Consider the following 21,932-nt stretch of genomic DNA (forward strand, 5'->3'; position numbering starts at 1 on the left):
ACAGGTACCATTATGACATCTTCTTCTATACATTCGTTGAACACTTCAATGCCATCTGAAGTAATGTCACATTCCTCAAACATTACGTTTCAGCCTGTAAAACGTCGAGACATTGAGGCAAAAAACTTCGTCGACCTTACTTGTATGGATAATAGCCATGGCTTAAAGATGATGGTATCGATTAAAAATGGCCAATTAGTACTCTTAGCAGGAAAAAATAAAGGTTTATTGAGGCAAGCACGTCATTACCTGTCGTCCAAAAGCAATTACTTTCAATTACAGCTAATTACACCGAAGAATGTAAACGAGTTTAAAGAGTTATGGTTAGGTGATGATGGTAAACTTCATACTTTATTTACCACGCCGAACGATGGTGCTGAACAATATCGTGGTACCGTAAATATTGTTGGTCAGTTTGCGGGAGACATGAAGTCCGACTCTTCGCAGAGATCATATGATGTTATAGTTGTTAAAGATCTTGAAAGCTGTAAAACACAAGTTGTTCCGACCATAGCTTTGAAAGATGGAAGCCTAGTAAAAGTATTCAAGTCAGATTCAGGGCAAGGGTATAGTGTCTGCGATAACATTGGAAACTGCGCAGTATTAAATTTAAAAGGATTAAAACTCTCTCAAAGTGAATCTGTCGAACATATAAAACCATGTGGTTCATACCTTCAAGTCACTATCAAAAGTGACGATAACAATCAAAAGATAAAGTATTTGGATGCTAGTCATTTAAGCTTGAGCAGTGATACTCAAAATCTATCTCCCGTTGTAACCGATGAACCACCTGCTGGGTTTGCCCACTTTAATGTCAATAACAGTGGTCACTTTGCTAATGCTAATCCTTTTGTTAGCAAAAAGTTCAAACATATTGGTAACCAGTATATTCCCTTATCAGGATGGATTGATGGAATAAAACATCGTTTTACTAGTGGTCAACTTAAATCTAAGCAAGGACGCAAAAAAGACGCTCGTCTATCTTATTTAAAAATGGCAGATCCAGGCATACATACTGCTGGTCGTTGGGTGAAAGAAAGAGTTAATCATCGTAAGCCTTCACAAGCTTTGATTTCACTGACATCAGACATCAATTCAGAACTCATGAGTTTAAGGCGCTTTCAATTTGAGTGGAATTGGGAAGTGGGAGCTGAGAATACAGCGACTAGCAGTAAAAACACGGACTTTCGATTGCGCGAAGTTTTGAAACGCGAGATTTTTCCAGAGGATACTAAAACGGTTGATCTTGCCTGCTTGGATAAGATTCTTGAAGATAGGCTAAAAAAGCAGTTGGACTTATGTGTTACTACATTAACCAAACTGAGTCCGAGTTTTCAAAGCGAACATGGTTCTTATGATCAAAAGCTGAAGCCGCGTATTACGGCAATTCAAAAGAAAATAGTTTATCTCACCAGCCACCCTAACTTTACGGAGATGCCTCATCGAGACGAGGTAGTTCAGATCCAAGCACTGTTAAATACGCTTGTTGAGGCAAATTCCACCCCATTCAAAGAGAAGGACTTAGATCTATACTTACCTTTCATTGAACGCACGCTCACCAATACCCGGCTTTATCTTGCTACTTTTAAAAGTGAATCTGGTAAGAGTAAAACCCCATACTTATCTGACTTAATTGAGAAACCTAAGATGATATTGGTCAATAAATTGGGTATTGAGAATCAATCACAATTATTTAAGGCCGTCAGTCAGAGTATAGCATCATTAAAATCTGCCAAAGAAGTGATCAAAACAAGAGTTCGAATAGGTGAATCTATTCTGGATACAAAACGAGGTATCGGGAAAATCTGGAGTAGATGGTTGGGTAGAGATTGCCCAGCAGAACAAATTACAACTCAGCTTTACATGCGAACAAGTGCTTTACAAAAAGGTGATTCGTTGACGCTTAGTGCTGAACAAGGGATCAGTGGTTTTGCTGGTATTGCCCATTTCGGGCTTCCTTATCCTTTAGGAAAAGGTTGGTTTGCAGGCGTCGTAGCCAATTACGAAAAGCACTATGATTGCAAACTTGTCGCCTTAGGTGAGGGGAAAACCCAAGTCCAGTTTGTTCGTAAAAGAGAGAAAGGTGCCACAGTAATGGCAGGGACGGGGACTGGTCTAGAGGATTTAACCAAACTGGTTAAATATCAGCATGGAGCATTGGTCACTATTATGCCTTTTGAAGCGACATTGGCGATGACGGCAATGAAAGAGAGTGAGCAGAGCTTTGCATTTGATGTTGATAATGGGCATTTAAAAGACACCTTGGACTGTATGTTTGGGATTCGAGATTGGAAACCGGGCCTTGAAGAACAATTAGAAAAAAGTCAATTAACTGCCCGAGAGAAGCAAAAATTTGAACTAGGCGTTTCTGCTAATAGCGAATTCAGGCTTCAATTAGGTATTGATACGTCACCTAATTTTTCAATGGTAGCACCAAGAGCTTATGCAAAAGCTGGTATAAGCATCGCAGTCTCTCGTAAAGATATACGGGAAATAAAGTTAGGAGAGGAAAATAGCGCATTCCAGCGACGTGACTATGAAAAAGGCGTTGACGTTGAGTTCAGTAGTGGTGCCAATGTTATGCTATTCCCTCTTCCTGCGCCTTATGCATTGCCGGCTGCGATTGATGAAAAAACATTCATATCGGTGAAGCCATTGGGTGATGCACTAAAGTCGATACGTACCACAAAGAATCAAACAACAAAATCAGTGCAAGACTTAGTGCCGAAAATGACATGTGCAAAAGTATCGTCACAAGAACAAACCGCTATGGACGAGGTGATAGAAGGCTACAAAAAACTGATTGAAGAAACTTCTTTGCATCCTGAAGTGAGGAGTATTGCACTTACTCAGCTTGAGTTGTTATTAAACGCAGGAGAAAAGGGGGCTCATGAAGTGGTAAAAAGTATTGCAGCAGAAGAAATTCCTAATCTTAAGATTCGTTATGATGAAAAAATCCAATGGCGATCTCGCTGGGCGGATAATATGCGACGAGTTTTTCATATGAAACCCAAATATTCGACATCTTTTAAACAGATGATGGAGCCTTATGCTGGAGGTGCCAAGTTGTTGCGAGAGCTTCGCGCTTCGGCTCAAAGCCAAAGTCAAATGTTAAATGTAAACAAATCTTCTCTAGTAACAGCGACGGCCAATTATCAAATGCCAATGAGTATTTTACTTTGGCAATATCAACAGACTTTAGAGCGGCTTGAAAGTGCTGATAATAGTAAAAAGGCGCTGAAAACTCTTCAATCGTTAAATCAGCTGTTAAACAGAAAGGGTGATACTGCACGAGGTTTATATCAATTAGACAAAATAGAATGCTGCCGAGAGTCGTCTTTAAGTCACCAACCAGCAGGGATTCTACCAATGGTTCAGGTGAAGCAGAAATCTCAGGTAAAAATGAAAGAGCTCTTGGGTGATATTAAGTTCATATATGATGGGGATATTATTGGCGTTAATAATAATCTTGATGTATCAATTATAAATGCATCTGAATAGTTTCTCTTCATATCTTTCGACATGATGAAAAGTGACTTTTGTTGCTGGCGCTTGTCTTGGCGTGATTTGTCACCTTTTTTCACTTCTTTCAGCTAATGACTATTGGTAACTTTGTCGAACCTAAACAAGAGGAGCATTAAATATGCCAATGGTAACCCCCCCAGGTGTAGATAACGATGGTCACTTAACCACGAAAGAAGTGAGTGATAACTTTGAGTCATTTATTCAAAACTGTGATGACCAAATCGAGAAATTCATTAAAGACAATACTGACGCTTCAACTGGTGCGCTTGAACTCTCGGCCTCACAGTCTTTAGAACTTCAGCAACTAATGGCCGATCAGAGTATCGCGGCACAAACGGGTACTTCAACCCTTAAAGGTGTCAAAGACTCTATTATTGCGGCGGCACGTAATATTTAATTTGGTTGGGGCTAACTAGCCCCGCTAATCAGGTGGTTACGAGGATAAGTTATGATTCAGTTACTAAGCCCAGACAATGCGTTTTCCGGAGCTAACCTTGTATTACTACTTGTATTAGCACTGTTGTCTACCGTGTTCTTTATTTGTTTTTCTGGCTTTGTAAAATATAACATTGTCCTAAATATTATTAAAAATGCGGTAGGGACACAGCAGATCCCGCCAACAATTGTTGTAAACCTGCTGGCGGCTTTGATGGCGTTAAACAGTATTTGGCCAGACATCAAACCAGGTATAGAACGTATAAAGCCGTATTTTGCTGAGGTACAGCAAGAAGAACAATTGAACTTTCCTTTAGATCTGGGGCTTGAAGAGGAGAAGCCGAAAAATATTACCATGTATTATTTGGCAAGTAATATTTTTGACTTTTTCCCTGAACTTTTAAAACGAGCGGAAGATAAGACTAATCAACTGACGGCAATGATTGATATTCCGTTGAATTTTGATGAGGACAGTGACACCTTTAAATTCTTTTTAGGTAATTTGATTCTTGATCTATACCAGGGATTTGAGCTTGGCCTTAAGCTGTATATGGTGTTTGTAAGTATCGATTTTCTTATTGCTGTGGTGCTAAGTGGTGTTGGTATGACCATGCTTTCACCTACCGTTATTTCTACGCCAATAAAGCTTGCGGTATTTTACTTCTCTGACAGTTGGACTCTGCTATTTAGAGCGCTTGGCTAATATGGGTGAGATATTATTTCCAAGTTGGATGCTGTTTGCCGGTTTTTTTCTTTTTCTCAAGATCTATAACCCCACTCGGCTCTATTTAGACAATATCACTTGCTTGGCAATATCGATAGCGATGGCTATTTTTGTTGATGTAAGTCAGTTTGACCAAATGCCGACCTTTGGCTGGGTGATTGCGGTATTTATGTTTGCAGTTTTTTCTTCTGTGCCGTATTGGATAAGTGGCACCGTCGGAAGTGTAATTCAGCAGTTGCTGCTTTTGAATGAGCAGTCAGTGCAGGATAAGCGTTTTACAGATGAGTCCGAGGCGTTAGCCAAGTTTGGAAGTCTAACATTTTTAGTATACGCGCTTCAAAGTGGCACTTTATTTCGTCCCATTGTAGAGGTGATTACTCAGGGTAAGACGGATACGGGCGGACTTGATTTTGAAGCACTATACTTACTAGTTACCAATAGCCTAAAAATGATGGTTATTGTAGCGGGTAAGTACATCATCATAATGCTGACTATTACGGTTTGCTGTGGGTATGTTGACCTGTTTTTTAAAAAGGCGTCGCTATCACTATTTGTTACACCGAATATTAAAGCGATAGTGGTGATCGTATTGTTAAATCTCTGGTTGTTACATGACCAGTATTATGTGTTTAAACAAATGATGCACGAGGTAGGTTATGACTAGGGTTGATATGGTTAACACAACAGCACTAGCTGCGAAGAGTACGGAACAGTCTGAGTTTGATGCTATTGCTCAAGAAATCGAGAAAAGCGAAAATATAAATAATGAAATTTCCACTAAAAATGGAGATGAGCCAACTGTCTCTGACGAAGAAATCGCTGATATGATAGTAACCCAAGGTGTGATAAACACCAGTATACGTCAAATGAAAGAAAGCCAAGAACGAATTAAAGAGATCCTCAATGAAGAAGTATAAAAAACTAATACTACTTTGCTTGGTTCTACTTGCTCCAATGACTCAAGCCGAAGTATTGATTAAACAGCAAGACATAAACTTACAAACTGCATTAAAAGCGATTGCTAAAGATATGCAAGTTAAATTAGTTGATGATATCGATAGTAAAACAGAACGTCAGCTGATAACACAGACGCTATCAGGCAACGGCCCGCAGCTTTTAGAGCAGCTTTCTGAAGTTTACGATTTTGATTGGTATGTCTATGGTGGGACCCTTACAGTACAATCAGGCCAAGCGTATATCAACTATTCGTACAAACCACGTAATATAAAACCTAAAGCTTTACTCAGAGAGCTAAAACAAACATTTAATATCAGTGCAACAACCAAGGTTAAACTGGTTGAGCGCGGTAATTCTATTTTGTTCTCTGGTACAAGAAAGTTTGTTAATGATGCGGTAGGCTACGCCACTATGGTCGATCGCAACCAGTTTTTAGAAAATGGTAACGATCTTCAGTTGGCTAGAATTAACTTTCATTATATTTCTGTAGTTGATCGCCAGATTGATACTTTCGGTAGTTCGGTGGTATTTCCAGGTGCAATGAGTTTGATTTCTTCTGCGATTATCAATATTGGTCAATTCCAAAATGTGAGTAACGGCGAAGCGATTGAGAAAGCGTACAAAGTAAAGCTCAAAAATAGTGATAAACAAGAGCTGGAAGAAGAAGAAAAAACATCTAAAGTACAACCACTCCCTAGTTCTAACGCGTTGTTAATTCGTGGTACACCTGCAGAAGTTAAACTTGCGAAACGCATTGCAGCTTTGATTGATGTTAAACGTAAGCAGTTGTTATTTTCACTCAAGGTTTATGATATTTCGGTGACACGTGGTGAAGATCTTGGCGTAGATTTTAATGGTAGTAGAGGCATCTATGACATTGTGGTTAATCCGTTTACTGAGACAAAAGAATTCCTACAAAATTTTCAGGCACTTTCATCCAATGGTGTTGCTCGTGGAGTGTATGAGACTAATCTGCTGATTCTTGAAAACCAGCAAGGCCATTTTGGGAAGAAAGAAACCGCTACTATTAAGCTTGTCTCTGTCGAGGAAGTTCAGACGCAAGAAATAGAAGCCGATAACAGCCTATATGTTACAGGTCGCTTGCTACCTTCTGGAAGTGTTCAGGCAAAAATTCGCTATATAGAAGAAGCGTTAGACGATGATGAAGGTAGTGATAACGCTATTGCCGAGCCACCTCGTGTGAGTTCACAGTCATTAGAATCTGAGGTTTATATACACCCTGATCAAACGGTTGTTCTAGGTGGATTTGATAATACTGAAACTCAGTCAACAGAGACGGGTGTACCAGTACTATCTAGTATTCCTTTACTTGGTGAGTTATTTAAAAGCACCAATGAAACTAAGCGCAAGTACAAACGATATGTGTCTATTTCGTATGAGGTTGTTGAGTAATGCTAAATCATTTCTTCAAGGTTAAAGAGTCTTATCAGGATACGGTTATTTGCCATGTTTCGGTAGATACTTTTGTTGGACAGGAGTGTTTTATCAGCACAGTTACTGGTGAAAGCATTCGTGGTGAAGTTATGAAAGTTGCAGGGCTGAGAGTGGAGATTAAACTGCTTCAGCCTGGTGCTGTGCAACGGGGTGCTAAAGTGGAGATCACTCCTAGGCGCTTTTGCTTCCCGCTTAATGAGGAGGCACTAGTCGGTAAAGTTATAAACTGCTATGGAGAATCGATTTACGGTGATGATTATCTAAATCAGCCAGGCCAGTTTGAAGATTTACCGATTGCCGTTGAGCCTATTCCGTTAAATATTCGAGCTCCGATCGAAAAGGTGTTTCCAACTAAGCTAAAAATTATTGATGGCCTTTTCACTATTGGTGAAGGTCAACGCGTAGGCTTATTTGCACCAGCAGGTGCTGGTAAAACGACCACAGTCTCCATTATGGCAAATAACATGGATGCAGATGTGGTGATCTTCGCCATGATTGGAGAACGTGCTCGTGAAGTGGTTGAATTCCTTGAAGGAGAAATCGGCCCAGAGGTTATCCAAAAGTCAATTACCATTGTGTCGACTTCTGAAGCAAATCCTTTGGAAAAGGTACGTTCAGGGTTGGTCGCGGTATCTATTGCTCGCCATTATATGGAGCAAGGCAAGAAGGTCGTGTTGTATTTTGACTCTTTGACCCGTTTCGCTCGCGCTCAAGCAATGCTTGATAATACTCCAATTAAAGGGGGCATACCTATTGGGGTGTCACTCGCTTTATCTCGTTTAGTGGAGAGTTGCGGTAATTCAATTCATGGCTCGGTAACAGGAATATTCACAGTCTTAATTGAAAAGGAAATTGATGACGACCCTATTGCGCACGAGGTGAAATCACTAATTGATGGACACTTGGTGTATTCAACAATGATTGCTTCAACTGGACGTTATCCTGCGATAGATGTTTTGAAGAGTAAGAGCCGTTTACAAAACAAGGTTCAAAGTGATGATTATGTTCGATTATCTGAACGAGTAAAAGACATGATATATCGATATTTCAATGTCGAACTCCTGATTCGGGTCGGTGAATATGAAAAAGGTAACGATCTGGAAACAGACGAGGCGATAGATAGATATCCTCACATTATGTCGTTCCTAAAACAAGGGTTCGATGGAGTTGAATATGAACAAACCCTCGAAGCAATGGAAGGAATTTGGTCAGCTTATTGATATTGTTGATATTCGTATTGGTAAGCAGCAAAGGAAGTTAATTAAGCTAAAAAAGCAGCATCAAGATCTCCTAAGTATTATTGAACAGAAGTGGCAGCAGATAGAGCAACAACAGCAGCACTTAAAAGGACTTAATGTCACTGATGAGGCAGATGCACTTAGGCTTCTTTTTATGAGGAGAGAGAGCACAAAATCAGCTATTGAATCGCTGTTTTTCGATGCATCTATTAATCGTCAAGATGCGGAAGAAGTGGCGTTGGAAATAACGGAAGTTGAAGCTGAGAAGAGAAGGCTTGAAAAGCGAAAGGATGCACTGAGTGAACTTCGAGAAGAGTTGAGGTACGTAAAGTCATGATTAATGTGTTTGAGGGAATAGTTAGACAGGATGTGTTTGGCGAGAAGGAAGAATTTGAACAGCTTCTAAGCCAGACGAAGCAGGATGTCAGTCAGCCTGATTCTAGTTCTGCTGTTGATGTTAGTGAGGCTGATGCTGCGCTTGATATCGATTCCTTGGACTCTAGTTGTGATCATACTCCTCTTTTTGGGGAGAAAGCTTTGTCTACTCCTGAAGTAAATGTGCCTGAGACTAGTGCACAGATGCTCGGCAAGCAGTCTGAACATGGTCTTTCGTTGGTCGCTAACATCGCAAACAAGATGTCGGCTAAGCCAGCCGATTATCCGGCGATAAAGTTAGATAAAGTAACCTGGCAAAGTTCTGTACACGCGCTGGTAATGACATTAACTGAAAAACCTGGTGCCAATAACAAGACAGTCAATACCAGTACTAACAGCGCATCAGTTATGACCACACTAAGAGATGCTAAACCTGAAACATCTAGGAACTTAGCTATTGATTCTTATCTGCAAAAGCCATTGCTAGGGCCTATGCAACACGGGGATGTGAAGAATCATTCAAGCCTATTTTCTGGTGGGGCATTGTCCACACAAGGTGGAGAATTAGCGAATAAAGTGAGAAGAACAGCTACAACGCTTGATACTTCAACACATTATCGAACTGGATTGCAATTCACCAATCGCAATTTGGTATTTAACGGAGGCATTATTCGCTCATCGCAACATGTCGGTAATAGTGAATTATCAGGCAAAGTGGTAAATGTGCATAATAAAAATTTAATCTCTGGTAACAGTGAAATTTCAGTTATGAATGAGGGTGTTAATTCAATTTCATCATTGATGAAACCAATACCACTAACAGAAATGACGTTTCCTAATTATAACTTAGCTCCAGAGTTGTTTTGGCAGCACCCAAGATTAAATAGTTATGTGGTTATGTACCGAAGTAAATACTATTTGTTCGAATTTGATGAACATAAAATGATAAACTATCTGGAGTATTCAGATGACCGTAATTGATGTTACTGCCGCTTGTTTAGATATAGTTAAAGATGCGATTATAATCTTCTCTTTGAGCTTTGTGATTACAGGCGTCATTGTCGGCTTACTCCAGACAGTATTTAGTGTTCAAGATCCTGGCCTTCCTATGGCCGCAAAATTAGTCGTTTTTATTGTACTTTTGACCCAGGTCGGCGGCAATATTTATGACCAGTTTCACCTGCTATTTAGGCAGTTGTAATACATTAAACTATTAACGTCTTTCGAGGAGTTTACGTTGAAAAAGTTACGAGAAATAGTCTTTAAGACTTTGGTGGATATTTTAGGTGTACCAGCCAATCTTTTATCTCGGATTGAAGGTGATGAGCCTATTGGTATTGAATTAGTTGATGGAGAAGAAATATTTATCTCTTTACATGATAAGACTATTAGAGCTTTTGTTGAGATTCCAGTACGTGATCGAAGAGTATTATCAGTTAAAGCTTCGAAACTAATGGAATTACTTGTATCTGACGAACAAGTCTATATGAGTACCAGCAAAGACAAGCTTATTATGGTTTCTGAATGGGAAGTGAGTGTGGCAAACGTTGAAAGAAAGCTAGCAGATAAATTAATGCTGTTTAATAAGGCAGTCCATTGTATTAAGGCGTAATATTCAGGGTTAAAAAGCTTTTATCGACGGATAAACGCCGATAAAAGCACGTATTTTCAATAACGCTTCATCGCCATAATCTGACCGCCGTTTAAAAAAGAGATGATAATGATATAGTCATCACTTCTATATTTAACTTCAACTGTATTTCGGGTAGATAAATAACGCTCAGCACTGTAAAAATTACTGCTGATTGGAAGGTCTGGTAAACGCTGATTTTCAAGAAAATTTGAACTATGTTCATTATAGCGAACGGTATATACGTTACGGCTATGTTTTTTGAATTCACCTTTGCTATGGCTCTCAAAGTAGACAGGTTGATGATCCTCGCCTATTTCCTCAACAACCCATTTAGATTCAAATTCATTATTGTGGAAATAGAGTTGCATTTTACTCTTGCCATGATAGTCATGTGACATATGTTTGACCTCGTATTCGACATCATAGGCGATCCCGGGTTCTTCACTGAGTCCGTATACGACTAAAAGTAGAATGTTAAAGCAGGCAATGATAATGAGGCTAGCGTAAAACATTATCAACCTCACTAATAACTAGTTGCGTGATGCGGCTTAATTCTACACCATCATCTAATAAAATGAGTTGGTTAGTTATATTTCCTTTGTCATCTATAATGGCTAGTGATAGATTTTTTTTGAGTAGTAAAATAGCTACTTTCTTTGGGTGGATTTTTTGTTGGTCGAGCCAGTCGGATACTCCTTCACCTATCATGGCAGCAGCATAGTGTCTATCTGAGTAGACTTCAGTGACACCTTTAGAATAGCCGACCTTGGGATACTCTGTAAGTTGACTTGGACTGATAAAGTGATGATAAATGTTATAAGAGACATTAATTGTTGTCACCAACAGTATAATCAAGATCGCTATTTTGAATTTTGAGAGTTGCTTCGAATTACCAAAAAATGCGTGTCTGTGATTTAATGATTTTGGTGAAGATACATTTACCTCTAGAGAAAAGTCATCTTTGCCTACTTCTTTTACGATAGAAGAGTCGAGCATATAGCCAACTTTGGATACGGTTTTTAGCCATCGCTGATCCTTACCATTATCTCCTAGCAGCGTACGTATATTTCGAATAGATTGCGTGAGAGAGCTATCAGACACGATTTTTCCAGGCCATCCTTTTTCAATTAGTGCTTCTTTAGAGACCACTTCTCCGGCATGGCAGCAAAGTTCATAAAGTGTGAGGAGATCATGAGTTCCCATTCGAAGATCTTGATTGGCTCGCAAATCGTTTTCAGATAAAGTGTTGCCAACCAAAACGAAATCTAGTATCTGAAAAGTTCTTGTGATCTTTTTTTTCGCTTCAGTCATATAGTTAAAGAAACTTAGTATGTTGTTGGTTGTTATGAAAGTTCCAAAGCATTCAGCAGCCGATGTTAAGTCGATAAATTGTGATAATCAGTTGCATACTGTCTGTCCTATTTACACGGTGTATAGCTATAATCACTGCACCATCAATATTATTATAATATGCCTGACATCGAATATGCGCAAAGACTTCTAGTAATACATGTGGAATAGTCCTACACCTATCACTAATGAGAATCATTACTTCATAAAGATTCTCATTAGTGATGATATTATTACCTAACTAAAACTTTAGTTCCAGAACTTACGTAGTTTAACCACTAGTTAAATATTTTATACAATTAAATATTTTTATATTAAAATCTATAATTATCAATAAATTATACCCTATTTCTTCTATCTGTCCGTGAGATAAAACAACTTAGTGAGAGTGCAACCATGCTTAGTTTGGTCAACATCTACGGTATTAAGAGTTGAAACAAAAAAGGTTATAATCTATACCTAAGAAATTTTATAAATCTAAACTTGTATGCAGCTACTCGGATTTGAACAGCTCAATAAAGTTACCATTTAAAATGGGCTGATTTGGGTATAGCTTGGTAGTATTCTATAGATAATGATTTAAATGGATTATAAGTCGGTTACCTATAATCTATTTAAGTGTAAAACTATTAATTTTAATTTTAATATTAATATAAATATAATATAAATATAATAAAAAGTGGCTTATAAATAGGTATGATTATCAGCTTAAAATGTAACAAATAAACAATCCCTTATAAATGGGAGATATTATGATAAATGAAAGTGAAGAGATGATAATTCAAATGATTATGATACATTTAAAAAAAAGCCGAGAAGAAGCAATAGAATATTATAAAGAAAAATTATGTAATAAGGTTAATCGTGAGTATTGTTTTTATTCTAAAGTGAATGAATTAACTTTATAAGGTTGTGTGATGAAAATAAAAAATAAAGAATTTATTTTTTTCTCTATTGAAGACATTATTATACCGCAAGAGCTGGATAGCGAAGATTTTGGAGAAGTTGCAAGAGAGCTTATAAAACAGAAAGCTATTCTTCTACCGGTGATATGCCATGCAGAGAGTGATCGACATGCTGTTCAATCATATAAAGATAAAATAATTGGTCATTCTATATTAGGTGGAGGTAATAATATAAATAAGATATTTAGAATTTAATTAAACTTATAATCTAACAATAATTTTAGATACGAAGGCGGATAGTTTTATCCGCCTTAGAGCTTTATTATAATAATGCTATCTAAATCAATTTACTCTCTTCAGCTCCAGTACACTTAGCTTATCATTAACTTGAAGAGTAACAAGGCAGTTACCTCTTGAGTTATATAAGTCCACAAATCGAATCGATAATATCGAGTCTTTAATACCTTGATAAGAAGAGTACTCACCAAATAATTGTTGTTTAGAAAATGTGAAAGCATGTCGACCATCAAGGTTCACTGAATGTCTTTTATAAGAGGTTTTGAACTTGTGTTCTGGTGCTTGCTTAAAAACCATTACATCAGACTGATTGGCGTCTATAAGTAGACGGGCTCCATCAAAATCAGCATGCCATAAATTATCACCATAACAATGCTGATGATTGGGGCACAATAGCTTAATCAAACCATACCCAGTGGCTACTAGTGCAAATAGAATTAAAGTTTGTTGCATACGTAGCTTTTTAGGCATGAATATAGCTCTCCATCTACTTCGTCAATAAAAAGTAAGTTATCCGTATCAATATCAGCAGTTTTTTCTAAGTCGGTATTACCGGGCTCAAAAGTAAAAGGAATACCATTTACATGCTGTAGCCGGTGAAATGGAAAATGGTGTACACACCTTCCAAATATGGCTCCAAGCAGCACAGCAGAGAAACATAAAATACTAAACTTTATATTGAACAGGCGTTTATAATTATTGATATCTTTTGGCAGCGTGTTGAATGTAAATGGATCACCATTTTGAGTATTGAGTAAATTTATCGGGCAATTGCACCTATTGGTATCTTTGTTCAACATAGTTGGCTCTAGCTGCAGCTTGTACCCTATTTTTGGAATGGTTTTTACAATAGGTTTATGAGTGAAACCTAGCTTTTTACGAACACTGTTGATCAGTTGATTTATAGATAAGTCTGTCGCATAAGTTGTTGACCAGAGTTCTTCTATTATCATTGTACGGGTAAGTACTTTAGGGTATGACCAGCATAGTAAAGCCAATAATTCAGCTTCTTTTAACCTTAGAGGTATGTTCGTACCTAGCTGAGGATTTGTGATGGTAAGTTCCTGAAAGTTAATTACTAAGGGATCCAACTGGACCTTCCTATGCATGTAAATTAGCTTTGAGTCTGGATCAGTATCAATCATTCCGTACCTCTGCTAATAATTTATAACTACAGAATTCCAGTTTAATAGTTAATTATATCAACTTTGACTTGTTAGATTATAATAACTTTATCTAAAAACTCTTGAATTCATAATTTCATATTGGCTGCCAGTTTTCTATTGATAGTTTTTTATATTTATTACCCTATTCCAATAGTGGATAACGATGGTTATAAAGATAAATTTAAACTATTTTGTAAGGGAGTTGTAAAATGTCATTATCATTTGTTATTGGGCCTATTGATAGCAGTCAGTATGGAGTGTTCATAAGTTCAAGTTTTGCCTTTGTACTATCAATGCGCTAGTCTTTGCGCCCAAAGCGGTCGCCAACCATGGCATAAAAAAACATTGCCTGTGGGGGTTAAGACATTGAGCAACCAATCAACCGTCGTTATTATTGAAGATGAATCTGCCATTGCCGAGAACCTGATCTATGTATTAGAGATGGGTGGCTACCAGGTAGAATGGTTTAACACGGCAGGTGAAGGTTTGACATTTCTACAACACAATTTGGCCGAGTTAGTCGTGTTGGATGTCGGTTTGCCTGATGGTAATGGTTTTGAACTGTGTAAAACCATCCGAGAATTTTCTGATATTCCTATTATTTTTCTGACTGCTAGAAGTGATGAAATTGACCGTGTGGTTGGCTTGGAGATTGGGGCGGATGATTATGTCACCAAACCATTTAGCCCACGAGAGATGCTGGCTCGAATTAAGTTAAGAATCAAAACCAAATCTTCGCTGACAGAATTAAAACCAGAGACGAATACCATTGTTACGCATGCTCAACCTACCCATGATTTAGTGGCACAAAACTTTGATTATGGTGTTGCTGGTCAAATGCTTGGGCTAACAGCCGTTGAATTTAAAGTTCTGGATAAGCTGATTTCAGTGTCATCTAATGTATTGAGTAGAGAACAACTCATGCTTGCTGCGGATATGGTACTAGAGGCTGCGTACGAGCGTAATATTGATACTCACATTAAAGCCATTCGCCATAAGTTGAAACCGTTTGATATGTCTGAGCGAATTTGCACCAAACGTGGTTTTGGTTATTACTATAGCGCAAAAGGTAGAGTATGAATCATTGGCCAAAGATCCCGCTTGGGCTAAGGTTGTTTTTTCTCTACTTCATTTTAGTCGCAATGACAGCTTATATGGTGAGTAAAACCCTTGTCCAAGAGCTTAAACCCACTGTCCGAAAAACCACCGAAGAGACATTGGTCGACATGGCGAACTTAATTGCCGTGTTAGCGCAAGAAGATTTGGTCAACGGCAAGCTATCAGAAAGTCGCTTCTCCGCATTGTTAGCTGCGTATGGCAAACGAGAGCCGCAAGCGAGAATTTGGGAAATTGGTAAAAAGGCGATTAACCATCGAATCTATATAACGGATAAACAAGGGACTATAATTGCTGACTCTTGGCAGCAAGATCTTGGTAAAGACTACTCGCAATGGAATGATGTATATCTTACTTTACGCGGTCAATATGGTGCGCGAAGTACCATGGCAGATCCCGAAGATCCACTCTCAACGATTATGCATGTTGCTGCGCCGATTTATCACCAGGGTAAAATCATAGGCAGTGTCACGGTAGCGAAATCTAATCGTTCTGTGCAGCCCTTTATTGATTTATCTAAACGTAACGTGCTGTTTTGGATGGCGTGGATGAGTGGCTTGGTACTACTTGCCGGTGCGTTGTTTGCTTGGCGAATCCACTCAGCATTGAACAAGCTAGAAAACTATGCAACAAAAATGGGTGAGGGCGAAAAGGTCTCTAAGCCGGCATTTCGTATTTTCTACGAATACGGCACACTTAGTGATGCATTAGAGAAAATGCGTAATCAGCTTGATGGTAAGCAGTATGTCGAAGAGTATGTTCAGACGCTAACCCATGAGCTAAAAAGTCCGTTGTCAGCGATTAAAGGTGCAAGTGAAATATTGCAGATGCCATTACCTGAAGACAAGATCGCTCGCTTTGCGAGTAATATTGAACGTGAAAGTGATCGCATGCAATCGTTGATTGATAAGTTGCTTGAGCTAGCTCGGCTTGAGAAACGTCCAGAGCTTGAAGACATTGAACAGATTCCTGTGAGACAAATGGTGAATGATGTTGTTCAAGCTGCCGATGCTCGTTTAAGTGGTAAATCGGTCACGGCGCAGATTAAGATTGAAGAAGATCTCATTGTGTTCGGTGACAGGTTTTTACTCAAGCAAGCTTTGTTTAACTTGATGGACAATGCGTTAGATTTCGTATTTGTACAAGGGTTGATTGAATGGACAGTATACGTTTCTAAACAAAAGATACACCTGTCGATTTTTAATTCTGGTCCCCATATTGTCGACTACGCGATGCCTCGTCTCACTGAGCGTTTTTACTCTCTCGCACGAGAAAATGGCGTTAAAAGCACAGGATTAGGGCTCAACTTTGTCGAACAAGTCGTCAAACTGCATAAAGGGACATTACAGTTAGAAAATGTGGAATCCGGTGTGAAAGTGACTCTGACGTTACCAACTCCATAGAAACTCCACATTAGCTTCATTTATTCTCCAAATTGCTGATTTAGATTATTGATATCAGCAAACGGAGAATAAAAAATGAAAAAAATTTTCACTAACCAACTCGGCATGAAGTTCGTCTTCGTACTGTTTTTGTTTGTCTTACTACAGATCCCACTTTCAATGGTCTCTGGGCTAATTTCAGAGCGTTCTGATCGCCAAGATGAAGTCAGAAAAGACATTGCACGCAGTAGCAGCGGTGAGCAACGCATCATTGGCCCTTTCATCATGGTGAACTACACCGAGTCCACTAATCGAGGTGAAAAAGTACAGGTTAAAGAGCGCCGTAAATTCCTTTTACCCAGCACTTTTGATATGAGTGCCAATTTAGATAGTTTTGAAAAGTATCGCGGTATATATAGTGCGCGCTTATACAAAGCCCAAGTGGCGTTGAAAGGCACTTTTGATGCACAAGAATTACAAGCCTTGCGTGCGCTAGAAATCGACAATATCAACTTAGTGGTAGGTATTGAGGACAGCCGTGGCTTGATTCGCCTAAATGACATGAGGCTCGCGCAGTCAGATATCGAAGTTATACCGGGAACAGGGTTAGATAAATTGCAACAAGGCTTTCATAGTAGTTTGAAATTGGATGATTTAAGTACAGATCAACCTTTGGTATTCGATCTTAACTTTTTGTTGCAAGGTATGGGGCAACTGCAAGTTACGCCAATTGGTCGTCAAACTCACGTTGAGCTATCTTCTACTTGGCCACATCCGAGCTTTATTGGCGATTACTTACCCGTGTCGTCTGAAATATCAGAAGATGGTTTTAAAGCGGAGTGGGTGAGTAATAATTTTTCTACTAATATTGTGCAATTATTCCAGAGTTGTTTGTCATCGAGCAACGCATGCCAAGAGCTTGATCAGCGACAAATGGGCGTAGATTTGATTGACCCAGTTGACCACTATTTAAAATCTCACCGAGCGGAGAATTACTCACTCCTGGTTATTACGTTAGCCTTTGCGAGTTTTTTTCTGTTAGAGCTATTTCAAGCGCGTCCGATTCACCCTGTGCAATACGGTTTTACTGGTTTGGCGTTGGCACTTTTCTATCTACTACTGATTTCGATGAGTGAGCATTTGGGTTTTAATTGGGCTTATTTGGTCTCTGCGGTGGCGTCGACAGGGTTATTAAGTGCGTATGTAGGTGGTATATTAAACAAAGCTAAGCATGGCGCTATATTTGGTGCTTGTTTGCTCACACTCTATGGTTTGTTGTTTGGTTTACTTCAATCAGAGAGTTACGCATTAGTTATGGGGGCACTGCTATGTTTTGCGACATTGAGCTTTACTATGATGGTAACGCGTAACGTCGACTGGTATGCTCGCAATCCCAAAGTAGATCAAGAAACTAAGGCTGCTGATGAGTATGCTTAAGCTAGGGAGTCGGTACTAAACCTGATAAAATCGAGGTCTTCCAGTAATCATGTTGATAGCACTGGGTTTACCTAACACTAGGAACTATTTTGACCAATAATGATATTTTACGCCGTGTACGTTATACATTTGATTTAAAAGACAATGTAATGACTGAGATTTTCTCCTTAGCAGACTTTAATGTGGAAGGTGAACAAGTTACTAGTTGGCTCAAAAAAGAAGACGATGAATCTTTTGTTGAACTCAGTGACACAGAGTTAGCCATATTTCTCAACGGTTTAATCAATTTTAAGCGTGGTAAACGTGAAGGTGAACAGCCAAAGCCAGAAGAGAAATTAAGTAATAATATCGTATTCCAAAAGTTACGTATTGCCTTGAATTTAAAAGCAGAAGAGATCTTAGATATTCTGAAACTGGCAGATTTTCGGTTAAGCAAGCATGAACTTAGTGCATTTTTCCGTAAACCGGAGAACAAGCACTACAGAGAATGCAAAGATCAAGTTCTACGCAATTTTTTGTTAGGCCTTCAGTATCATTTACGCCCAAGTGGTGGTGAGCCAGAATTATAACAAAGGACTATGGTGTTTATGCGAATTATTTGTACGAGAAATTCCATATAACACCACCTCTTGCCATTGATTTAAGATGACTCATTACACAAGCAATAATAGCGACTTTCTCGGTCGAGAGGTCGCTGTTATTGCAGTTTTAATATCAGATTTGCTTAGATTGCAGGCATAATCACCATATTGATTATGATATCTTTTTTCGCTTTCCTTAAAGGATTATTCCTCTATACCGTACATCACATGTAGAGATTCTAACTTTCCTTCAGCATGATTTTTAAAGTAATTGTTGAGAATCAACACAATTTTTTCAGCTTCAGGGTGGTCTTTTCGTACAGCGGCATGCAATGGTGTTGAGTCAAGATGACTTTTACTAAAGTAAAGCTCACCTTTTGGTATCTTCATTCCATGCGAGGTCCATTTAGCAACAGATTCGTCGGCCACAATGACATCAGCTTTGTTTGCGAGTAAATATCGGAGGCTATTAGGTAGGTCTAGGGTTTTGACTATCGTCATTTCTTTATATTGGCGTAAATTTTTGGCGTACGCATAGTCGTTAATTAACGCAACTCTCAGCCCCTTTAAACTATCGAGTGACTCATACTCAAATTTAGACTCACTAAGAGAGATAAAGATTACATTATTGTGCGTATAGGGTTCAGTGTATAAGAGAAACTTTGCTCTTTCTTCTGTCTTCCACAGGGAAATGATCAGATCACTTTGACCAGACTTGGTTTCTTTAAGAACCCTAGTCCACGGCTTTATCGAAAATTCGAGATCGTAACCGGCAGAGATTAAAGCATCTGCGACGATATCATGAGCAATCCCGCTGCCTTGCACAGAGTTCATAATGTAGGGCGGCCATAAATCTTGCGACATCTTCAAGGTTGAGGCTGATGTTAACTGGCTAACAAGCAGTAGTAACAATGGGCCAAAGCATGACAGTGTTTTCTTCATCCTCATTACAACATTCCTCCAACGACTTTTTTCAGCTTATAACAAATATTTAACCCTACCTTTGCAGAATAGCGTATATCTAGCGGCTTACCTGTGCATTTTGCGCTTTGTCGGGGGATTTTTTTTAGGAAAAACAGGATTGTATAGTATGTGCGTGCAGCAATTCATTGATTGGTATGTGATTTAAATCTCATATATGAAACAACTGTGTCATATATCGATTTAGTAGGCAGGTAGCAGATCATAAAGATCCGCTTGTCGTACAGTACTATAGAGAAGGACAAGTGGATGTGCAGACACAGCGTCAAATAGATGCTGTTCAGCCTTATTGTCCTCAATGTTCAAATATCCAAGGTGGGCAACTAGGAGCTTTAGGTAGGAAAATGAAAAAAGAGTTGGACTTATAACAATGATGCCGTTGGAAAAAAAACAAAAAGATATTTGTAAGAAGTATTCAATTTCATACCAAGAGTGCGATTTAAATTTGAAAGTTGGTATCTCTAAAAATATTAAGGATGGTGTTAGACCATTACATGGTCTGCGAGTCAAAGAGGAAAATGGGACAAGTGGCTGGTATATCTGGGCAGGAGAATGGTCAGATGAACCAGATTTTTTTGTACCTCTTCATGGTTTACATCTGGTCGATTGGGCCGACATTGTAATGCCATATCTAGGACTACCAGAAGGATGGCGATTTTTGATAGATGAGGGTTATGAAGATGTTTGGCAAGACCCTGAACTTTTGAATAGCTGACATAGAGTAAACATAAAAACAGGCACTATATAGAGAAGAATACGGTGCCTATATTTTTATCTATGCAGCGTATTTTGACTCATACCGTTCAGAAAGTAGTGAATGATGAACTTCACTATTCCCCGATATCTAAATCTTATTCGACCAAATTACCTTGATTTAAACTCAGCCTCACCGTAAATTTACGCACTAACATTCATATGCTTAAGTGAAGTAGTGGTTAAAAAATGGAGCTTTTCATCCAAGCACTTTTAGGCGATAAATACTGGGTAGCGGTGACGATTGCAGTCGTCTCTATTTTGCTCAACATCCAGAAAGTGACTGAGTATTACTTTTATCTGCGTAAAAATAGACAAGCCCAGATTTTAGCCGCATTGCAAGAGCCTTTAGTCTCAGCAGAGTTAAAGGCTCACTTAAAAAATGAGCTCGATATTGAATGTTTTAAGAGTGTTCATGGCGTGCGTCTTAGCATGCCGATGCTAAATGCTGTCTTTTTACTTAATCAGAGGTTAGACAATAGTGTCGCATTCCGGCATGTCTTGCGGGCTTTTAAGAATACACCCGATATCACTGGCATAGAGCAGTATTCATTTCGTATCAAGGTTAGTCTACTTGAAACCCTAATGAAGTTATACAACCTTATAGCTGGCGCTCTTATTGCTGCTTTCGGTTTTTTGGGCTTTATGTTGTCTATCCACATAATAATAACGGGTGGTGAGCTAAGCACTTATATGACGGGTATTCTACTTATTCCTATCGGCGCTTTTATGTTTGATGATGGTGTGGCTTTTATCTCAGTTCGCCACATAAATGCAGCACTTGAGGATTATGAATTGACAACATTGGAAAACCCTAAATAATCGAAAAAGAGTGAGTTAAAACTCACTCTTTGATAGAAGAATTAAGGACCAATAAATTAATACTTCGCTTTACACATTGCCAAAATCGCTGTAGCCATTTGCTCAGAGCTTGGTAATTCAGCACCCATAGATTCATAGCCTATCCCTTGTAGTTCCATATTCATACTTTGGAATAAAGAATTAAGTGCGTTTCTTCTCTCTGGGTTACGAAGCTCTTCAAGTGATGCAACCGCACAACCGCGCATATCTAATGTCGCTGCTCTTTCGATCAGTTGATTTTCTTGATCTGTCAATGCAGCAGTGTTAGCCACTGCACCAGTTGAAGCGAGAAGAAGAGTAGCTAGTAGCGTTGTTGTCATTTTCATAGTCTTAAACCTTGTTTCATTGTGAGTTAAATTGATAAAATAAACTATTGATTTAATTGAACTTAATTGAATAATTAGTCAAATTCAGAATAGCTATAAATGAAAATCATGGACAAAAACTCTGAGATATTATGCGAAAGATGTGAGTTATGATGCGGCGAAAAGCAACCATTAAGATTGTAAGTGAAGTTATTTGTGATGTGCTTGGCTGTGAGTGATTCAAAATGCCATGTTGCGAAATACGTAGCGGATAGACTGATAGATACAGACATGCCGGTTTTAACGGATTTCAGCAAAAGCTCAGTGGGAAGAAAAATGAAGCGCTTCCATAAAAAGAAGATCCCTTTTGTTATTACTCTAGCGTAATATCACCTTGTTTTTCAGAAAGGTAATACGTGTTGGTCCCCCTCACCAGCCAAATTATAGCTAGTACTG

26 protein-coding genes are annotated in these 21,932 nt (G+C 38.7%); 20 read left to right on the forward strand and 6 right to left on the reverse strand.

Annotation, left to right across the window (positions count from 1 at the left end):
* The first annotated feature begins 12 nt into the window (after positions 1-12).
* The 11 genes from OCV27_RS17455 to OCV27_RS17505 all read left to right on the forward strand — a co-directional run bounded on the left by OCV27_RS17455 (position 13) and on the right by OCV27_RS17505 (position 10,321).
* Positions 13-3,501, forward strand: a complete 3,489-nt coding sequence (locus OCV27_RS17455) for a hypothetical protein (protein ID WP_125322953.1) — start codon at positions 13-15, stop codon at positions 3,499-3,501.
* A gap of 142 nt (positions 3,502-3,643) precedes the next feature.
* On the forward strand, positions 3,644-3,922 hold the full coding sequence (locus OCV27_RS17460; RefSeq protein WP_245986837.1) for a hypothetical protein: 279 nt from the start codon (positions 3,644-3,646) through the stop codon (positions 3,920-3,922).
* 51 nt (positions 3,923-3,973) lie between these two features.
* On the forward strand, positions 3,974-4,663 hold the full coding sequence (locus tag OCV27_RS17465) for a flagellar type III secretion system pore protein FliP (RefSeq protein WP_125322954.1): 690 nt from the start codon (positions 3,974-3,976) through the stop codon (positions 4,661-4,663).
* 1 nt (position 4,664) lies between these two features.
* The gene (locus OCV27_RS17470) at positions 4,665-5,348 is read left to right on the forward strand and encodes a type III secretion system apparatus protein VscT2 (RefSeq protein WP_125322955.1); all 684 of its coding nucleotides are present in this window, start codon (positions 4,665-4,667) and stop codon (positions 5,346-5,348) included.
* Entirely contained in the window at positions 5,341-5,601 is a 261-nt protein-coding gene (locus tag OCV27_RS17475; protein ID WP_125322956.1) for a hypothetical protein, read from the forward strand. The genes OCV27_RS17470 and OCV27_RS17475 overlap by 8 nt, the downstream gene beginning before the upstream one ends.
* Positions 5,588-7,054: a secretin N-terminal domain-containing protein gene (locus tag OCV27_RS17480; protein ID WP_125322957.1), complete on the forward strand. Its 1,467-nt coding sequence runs from the start codon at positions 5,588-5,590 to the stop codon at positions 7,052-7,054. The genes OCV27_RS17475 and OCV27_RS17480 overlap by 14 nt, the downstream gene beginning before the upstream one ends.
* Entirely contained in the window at positions 7,054-8,316 is a 1,263-nt protein-coding gene (gene vscN2, locus OCV27_RS17485; RefSeq protein ID WP_125322958.1) for a type III secretion system ATPase VscN2, read from the forward strand. Before OCV27_RS17480 ends, vscN2 begins: the two co-directional genes overlap by 1 nt.
* Positions 8,270-8,671 (forward strand): hypothetical protein, encoded by a 402-nt coding sequence (locus OCV27_RS17490; protein WP_125322959.1) that lies wholly within the window; start codon positions 8,270-8,272, stop codon positions 8,669-8,671. The genes vscN2 and OCV27_RS17490 overlap by 47 nt, the downstream gene beginning before the upstream one ends.
* On the forward strand, positions 8,668-9,690 hold the full coding sequence (locus OCV27_RS17495; RefSeq protein ID WP_125322960.1) for a hypothetical protein: 1,023 nt from the start codon (positions 8,668-8,670) through the stop codon (positions 9,688-9,690). The genes OCV27_RS17490 and OCV27_RS17495 overlap by 4 nt, the downstream gene beginning before the upstream one ends.
* Positions 9,677-9,910 (forward strand): flagellar biosynthetic protein FliQ, encoded by a 234-nt coding sequence (locus OCV27_RS17500; RefSeq protein WP_125322961.1) that lies wholly within the window; start codon positions 9,677-9,679, stop codon positions 9,908-9,910. The genes OCV27_RS17495 and OCV27_RS17500 overlap by 14 nt, the downstream gene beginning before the upstream one ends.
* A 36-nt stretch (positions 9,911-9,946) precedes the next feature.
* Positions 9,947-10,321 carry a hypothetical protein gene (locus tag OCV27_RS17505; RefSeq protein ID WP_125322962.1) on the forward strand — a complete coding sequence of 125 codons (375 nt, stop codon included), beginning with the start codon at positions 9,947-9,949 and terminating at the stop codon, positions 10,319-10,321.
* A gap of 56 nt (positions 10,322-10,377) precedes the next feature.
* Here the strand turns inward: OCV27_RS17505 and OCV27_RS17510 are convergent, their stop codons facing one another.
* Both OCV27_RS17510 and OCV27_RS17515 read right to left on the reverse strand, forming a co-directional pair.
* On the reverse strand, positions 10,378-10,854 hold the full coding sequence (locus tag OCV27_RS17510) for a hypothetical protein (RefSeq protein WP_125322963.1): 477 nt from the start codon (positions 10,852-10,854) through the stop codon (positions 10,378-10,380).
* Positions 10,841-11,653, reverse strand: coding sequence for a winged helix-turn-helix domain-containing protein (locus OCV27_RS17515; protein ID WP_125322964.1), 813 nt, complete (start codon positions 11,651-11,653; stop codon positions 10,841-10,843). Before OCV27_RS17515 ends, OCV27_RS17510 begins: the two co-directional genes overlap by 14 nt.
* Positions 11,654-12,444: 791 nt before the next feature.
* On the opposite strand from OCV27_RS17515, the gene OCV27_RS17520 reads away from it, so the two are divergent.
* Together OCV27_RS17520 and OCV27_RS17525 are read left to right on the forward strand one after the other, a co-directional pair.
* Positions 12,445-12,600 (forward strand): hypothetical protein, encoded by a 156-nt coding sequence (locus OCV27_RS17520; RefSeq protein WP_171361215.1) that lies wholly within the window; start codon positions 12,445-12,447, stop codon positions 12,598-12,600.
* A 9-nt stretch (positions 12,601-12,609) separates the two neighbouring features.
* Positions 12,610-12,852, forward strand: coding sequence for a hypothetical protein (locus OCV27_RS17525; protein ID WP_148101014.1), 243 nt, complete (start codon positions 12,610-12,612; stop codon positions 12,850-12,852).
* Positions 12,853-12,939: 87 nt separating this feature from the next.
* Here OCV27_RS17525 and OCV27_RS17530 read toward each other — a convergent pair whose 3' ends face one another.
* Positions 12,940-13,365 (reverse strand): hypothetical protein, encoded by a 426-nt coding sequence (locus OCV27_RS17530; protein WP_125323485.1) that lies wholly within the window; start codon positions 13,363-13,365, stop codon positions 12,940-12,942.
* Positions 13,332-14,039: a winged helix-turn-helix domain-containing protein gene (locus OCV27_RS17535; protein ID WP_125323486.1), complete on the reverse strand. Its 708-nt coding sequence runs from the start codon at positions 14,037-14,039 to the stop codon at positions 13,332-13,334. The genes OCV27_RS17530 and OCV27_RS17535 overlap by 34 nt, the downstream gene beginning before the upstream one ends.
* Positions 14,040-14,426: 387 nt before the next feature.
* Here OCV27_RS17535 and OCV27_RS17540 point away from each other — a divergent pair, with 387 nt between their 5' ends.
* The 4 genes from OCV27_RS17540 (at position 14,427) to OCV27_RS17555 (ending at position 18,564) form a co-directional block, all read left to right on the forward strand.
* The gene (locus OCV27_RS17540; RefSeq protein WP_125322599.1) at positions 14,427-15,140 is read left to right on the forward strand and encodes a response regulator; all 714 of its coding nucleotides are present in this window, start codon (positions 14,427-14,429) and stop codon (positions 15,138-15,140) included.
* Complete coding sequence (gene creC, locus OCV27_RS17545) at positions 15,137-16,579, forward strand: two-component system sensor histidine kinase CreC (protein ID WP_125322598.1); 1,443 nt, start codon at positions 15,137-15,139, stop codon at positions 16,577-16,579. The genes OCV27_RS17540 and creC overlap by 4 nt, the downstream gene beginning before the upstream one ends.
* Before the next feature lie 75 nt (positions 16,580-16,654).
* A complete protein-coding gene (gene creD, locus OCV27_RS17550; protein WP_125322597.1) occupies positions 16,655-17,995 on the forward strand; it encodes a cell envelope integrity protein CreD in 1,341 nt (446 codons plus the stop codon).
* 89 nt (positions 17,996-18,084) lie between these two features.
* The gene (locus OCV27_RS17555; protein WP_125322596.1) at positions 18,085-18,564 is read left to right on the forward strand and encodes a YehS family protein; all 480 of its coding nucleotides are present in this window, start codon (positions 18,085-18,087) and stop codon (positions 18,562-18,564) included.
* 216 nt (positions 18,565-18,780) lie between these two features.
* Here the strand turns inward: OCV27_RS17555 and OCV27_RS17560 are convergent, their stop codons facing one another.
* Entirely contained in the window at positions 18,781-19,524 is a 744-nt protein-coding gene (locus tag OCV27_RS17560; RefSeq protein ID WP_245986812.1) for a substrate-binding periplasmic protein, read from the reverse strand.
* A 403-nt stretch (positions 19,525-19,927) separates the two neighbouring features.
* Between OCV27_RS17560 and OCV27_RS17565 the strand changes: the two genes are divergently transcribed.
* Entirely contained in the window at positions 19,928-20,272 is a 345-nt protein-coding gene (locus OCV27_RS17565) for an immunity protein Imm33 domain-containing protein (RefSeq protein WP_245986811.1), read from the forward strand.
* Positions 20,273-20,499: 227 nt separating this feature from the next.
* Complete coding sequence (locus OCV27_RS17570; RefSeq protein ID WP_125322595.1) at positions 20,500-21,132, forward strand: hypothetical protein; 633 nt, start codon at positions 20,500-20,502, stop codon at positions 21,130-21,132.
* 56 nt (positions 21,133-21,188) lie between these two features.
* On the opposite strand, the gene OCV27_RS17575 is transcribed toward OCV27_RS17570, so the two are convergent.
* On the reverse strand, positions 21,189-21,497 hold the full coding sequence (locus tag OCV27_RS17575; RefSeq protein WP_125322594.1) for a hypothetical protein: 309 nt from the start codon (positions 21,495-21,497) through the stop codon (positions 21,189-21,191).
* Positions 21,498-21,695: 198 nt separating this feature from the next.
* Between OCV27_RS17575 and OCV27_RS17580 the strand changes: the two genes are divergently transcribed.
* The gene (locus tag OCV27_RS17580) at positions 21,696-21,863 is read left to right on the forward strand and encodes a His/Gly/Thr/Pro-type tRNA ligase C-terminal domain-containing protein (RefSeq protein ID WP_125322600.1); all 168 of its coding nucleotides are present in this window, start codon (positions 21,696-21,698) and stop codon (positions 21,861-21,863) included.
* Positions 21,864-21,932 lie beyond the last annotated feature (69 nt).

The sequence above is a fragment of the Vibrio pectenicida genome (assembly GCA_024347015.1).
Classification (GTDB): Bacteria; Pseudomonadota; Gammaproteobacteria; order Enterobacterales; family Vibrionaceae; genus Vibrio; species Vibrio pectenicida.

Coding starts and splice junctions, on each gene's coding strand:
- OCV27_RS17560 (WP_245986812.1), bottom strand. CDS start 19,524: ATGAGGATGAAGAAAACACTGTCATGCTTTGGCCCATTGTTACTACTG.
- OCV27_RS17495 (WP_125322960.1), top strand. CDS start 8,668: ATGATTAATGTGTTTGAGGGAATAGTTAGACAGGATGTGTTTGGCGAG.
- OCV27_RS17565 (WP_245986811.1), top strand. CDS start 19,928: ATGATGCCGTTGGAAAAAAAACAAAAAGATATTTGTAAGAAGTATTCA.
- OCV27_RS17470 (WP_125322955.1), top strand. CDS start 4,665: ATGGGTGAGATATTATTTCCAAGTTGGATGCTGTTTGCCGGTTTTTTT.
- creC (WP_125322598.1), top strand. CDS start 15,137: ATGAATCATTGGCCAAAGATCCCGCTTGGGCTAAGGTTGTTTTTTCTC.
- OCV27_RS17525 (WP_148101014.1), top strand. CDS start 12,610: ATGAAAATAAAAAATAAAGAATTTATTTTTTTCTCTATTGAAGACATT.
- OCV27_RS17510 (WP_125322963.1), bottom strand. CDS start 10,854: ATGTTTTACGCTAGCCTCATTATCATTGCCTGCTTTAACATTCTACTT.
- OCV27_RS17530 (WP_125323485.1), bottom strand. CDS start 13,365: ATGCCTAAAAAGCTACGTATGCAACAAACTTTAATTCTATTTGCACTA.
- OCV27_RS17475 (WP_125322956.1), top strand. CDS start 5,341: ATGACTAGGGTTGATATGGTTAACACAACAGCACTAGCTGCGAAGAGT.
- OCV27_RS17480 (WP_125322957.1), top strand. CDS start 5,588: ATGAAGAAGTATAAAAAACTAATACTACTTTGCTTGGTTCTACTTGCT.
- creD (WP_125322597.1), top strand. CDS start 16,655: ATGAAAAAAATTTTCACTAACCAACTCGGCATGAAGTTCGTCTTCGTA.
- OCV27_RS17465 (WP_125322954.1), top strand. CDS start 3,974: ATGATTCAGTTACTAAGCCCAGACAATGCGTTTTCCGGAGCTAACCTT.
- OCV27_RS17490 (WP_125322959.1), top strand. CDS start 8,270: ATGAACAAACCCTCGAAGCAATGGAAGGAATTTGGTCAGCTTATTGAT.
- OCV27_RS17535 (WP_125323486.1), bottom strand. CDS start 14,039: ATGATTGATACTGATCCAGACTCAAAGCTAATTTACATGCATAGGAAG.
- OCV27_RS17575 (WP_125322594.1), bottom strand. CDS start 21,497: ATGAAAATGACAACAACGCTACTAGCTACTCTTCTTCTCGCTTCAACT.
- OCV27_RS17515 (WP_125322964.1), bottom strand. CDS start 11,653: ATGACTGAAGCGAAAAAAAAGATCACAAGAACTTTTCAGATACTAGAT.
- OCV27_RS17520 (WP_171361215.1), top strand. CDS start 12,445: ATGATAAATGAAAGTGAAGAGATGATAATTCAAATGATTATGATACAT.
- OCV27_RS17455 (WP_125322953.1), top strand. CDS start 13: ATGACATCTTCTTCTATACATTCGTTGAACACTTCAATGCCATCTGAA.
- vscN2 (WP_125322958.1), top strand. CDS start 7,054: ATGCTAAATCATTTCTTCAAGGTTAAAGAGTCTTATCAGGATACGGTT.
- OCV27_RS17570 (WP_125322595.1), top strand. CDS start 20,500: ATGGAGCTTTTCATCCAAGCACTTTTAGGCGATAAATACTGGGTAGCG.
- OCV27_RS17580 (WP_125322600.1), top strand. CDS start 21,696: ATGTGCTTGGCTGTGAGTGATTCAAAATGCCATGTTGCGAAATACGTA.
- OCV27_RS17460 (WP_245986837.1), top strand. CDS start 3,644: ATGCCAATGGTAACCCCCCCAGGTGTAGATAACGATGGTCACTTAACC.
- OCV27_RS17500 (WP_125322961.1), top strand. CDS start 9,677: ATGACCGTAATTGATGTTACTGCCGCTTGTTTAGATATAGTTAAAGAT.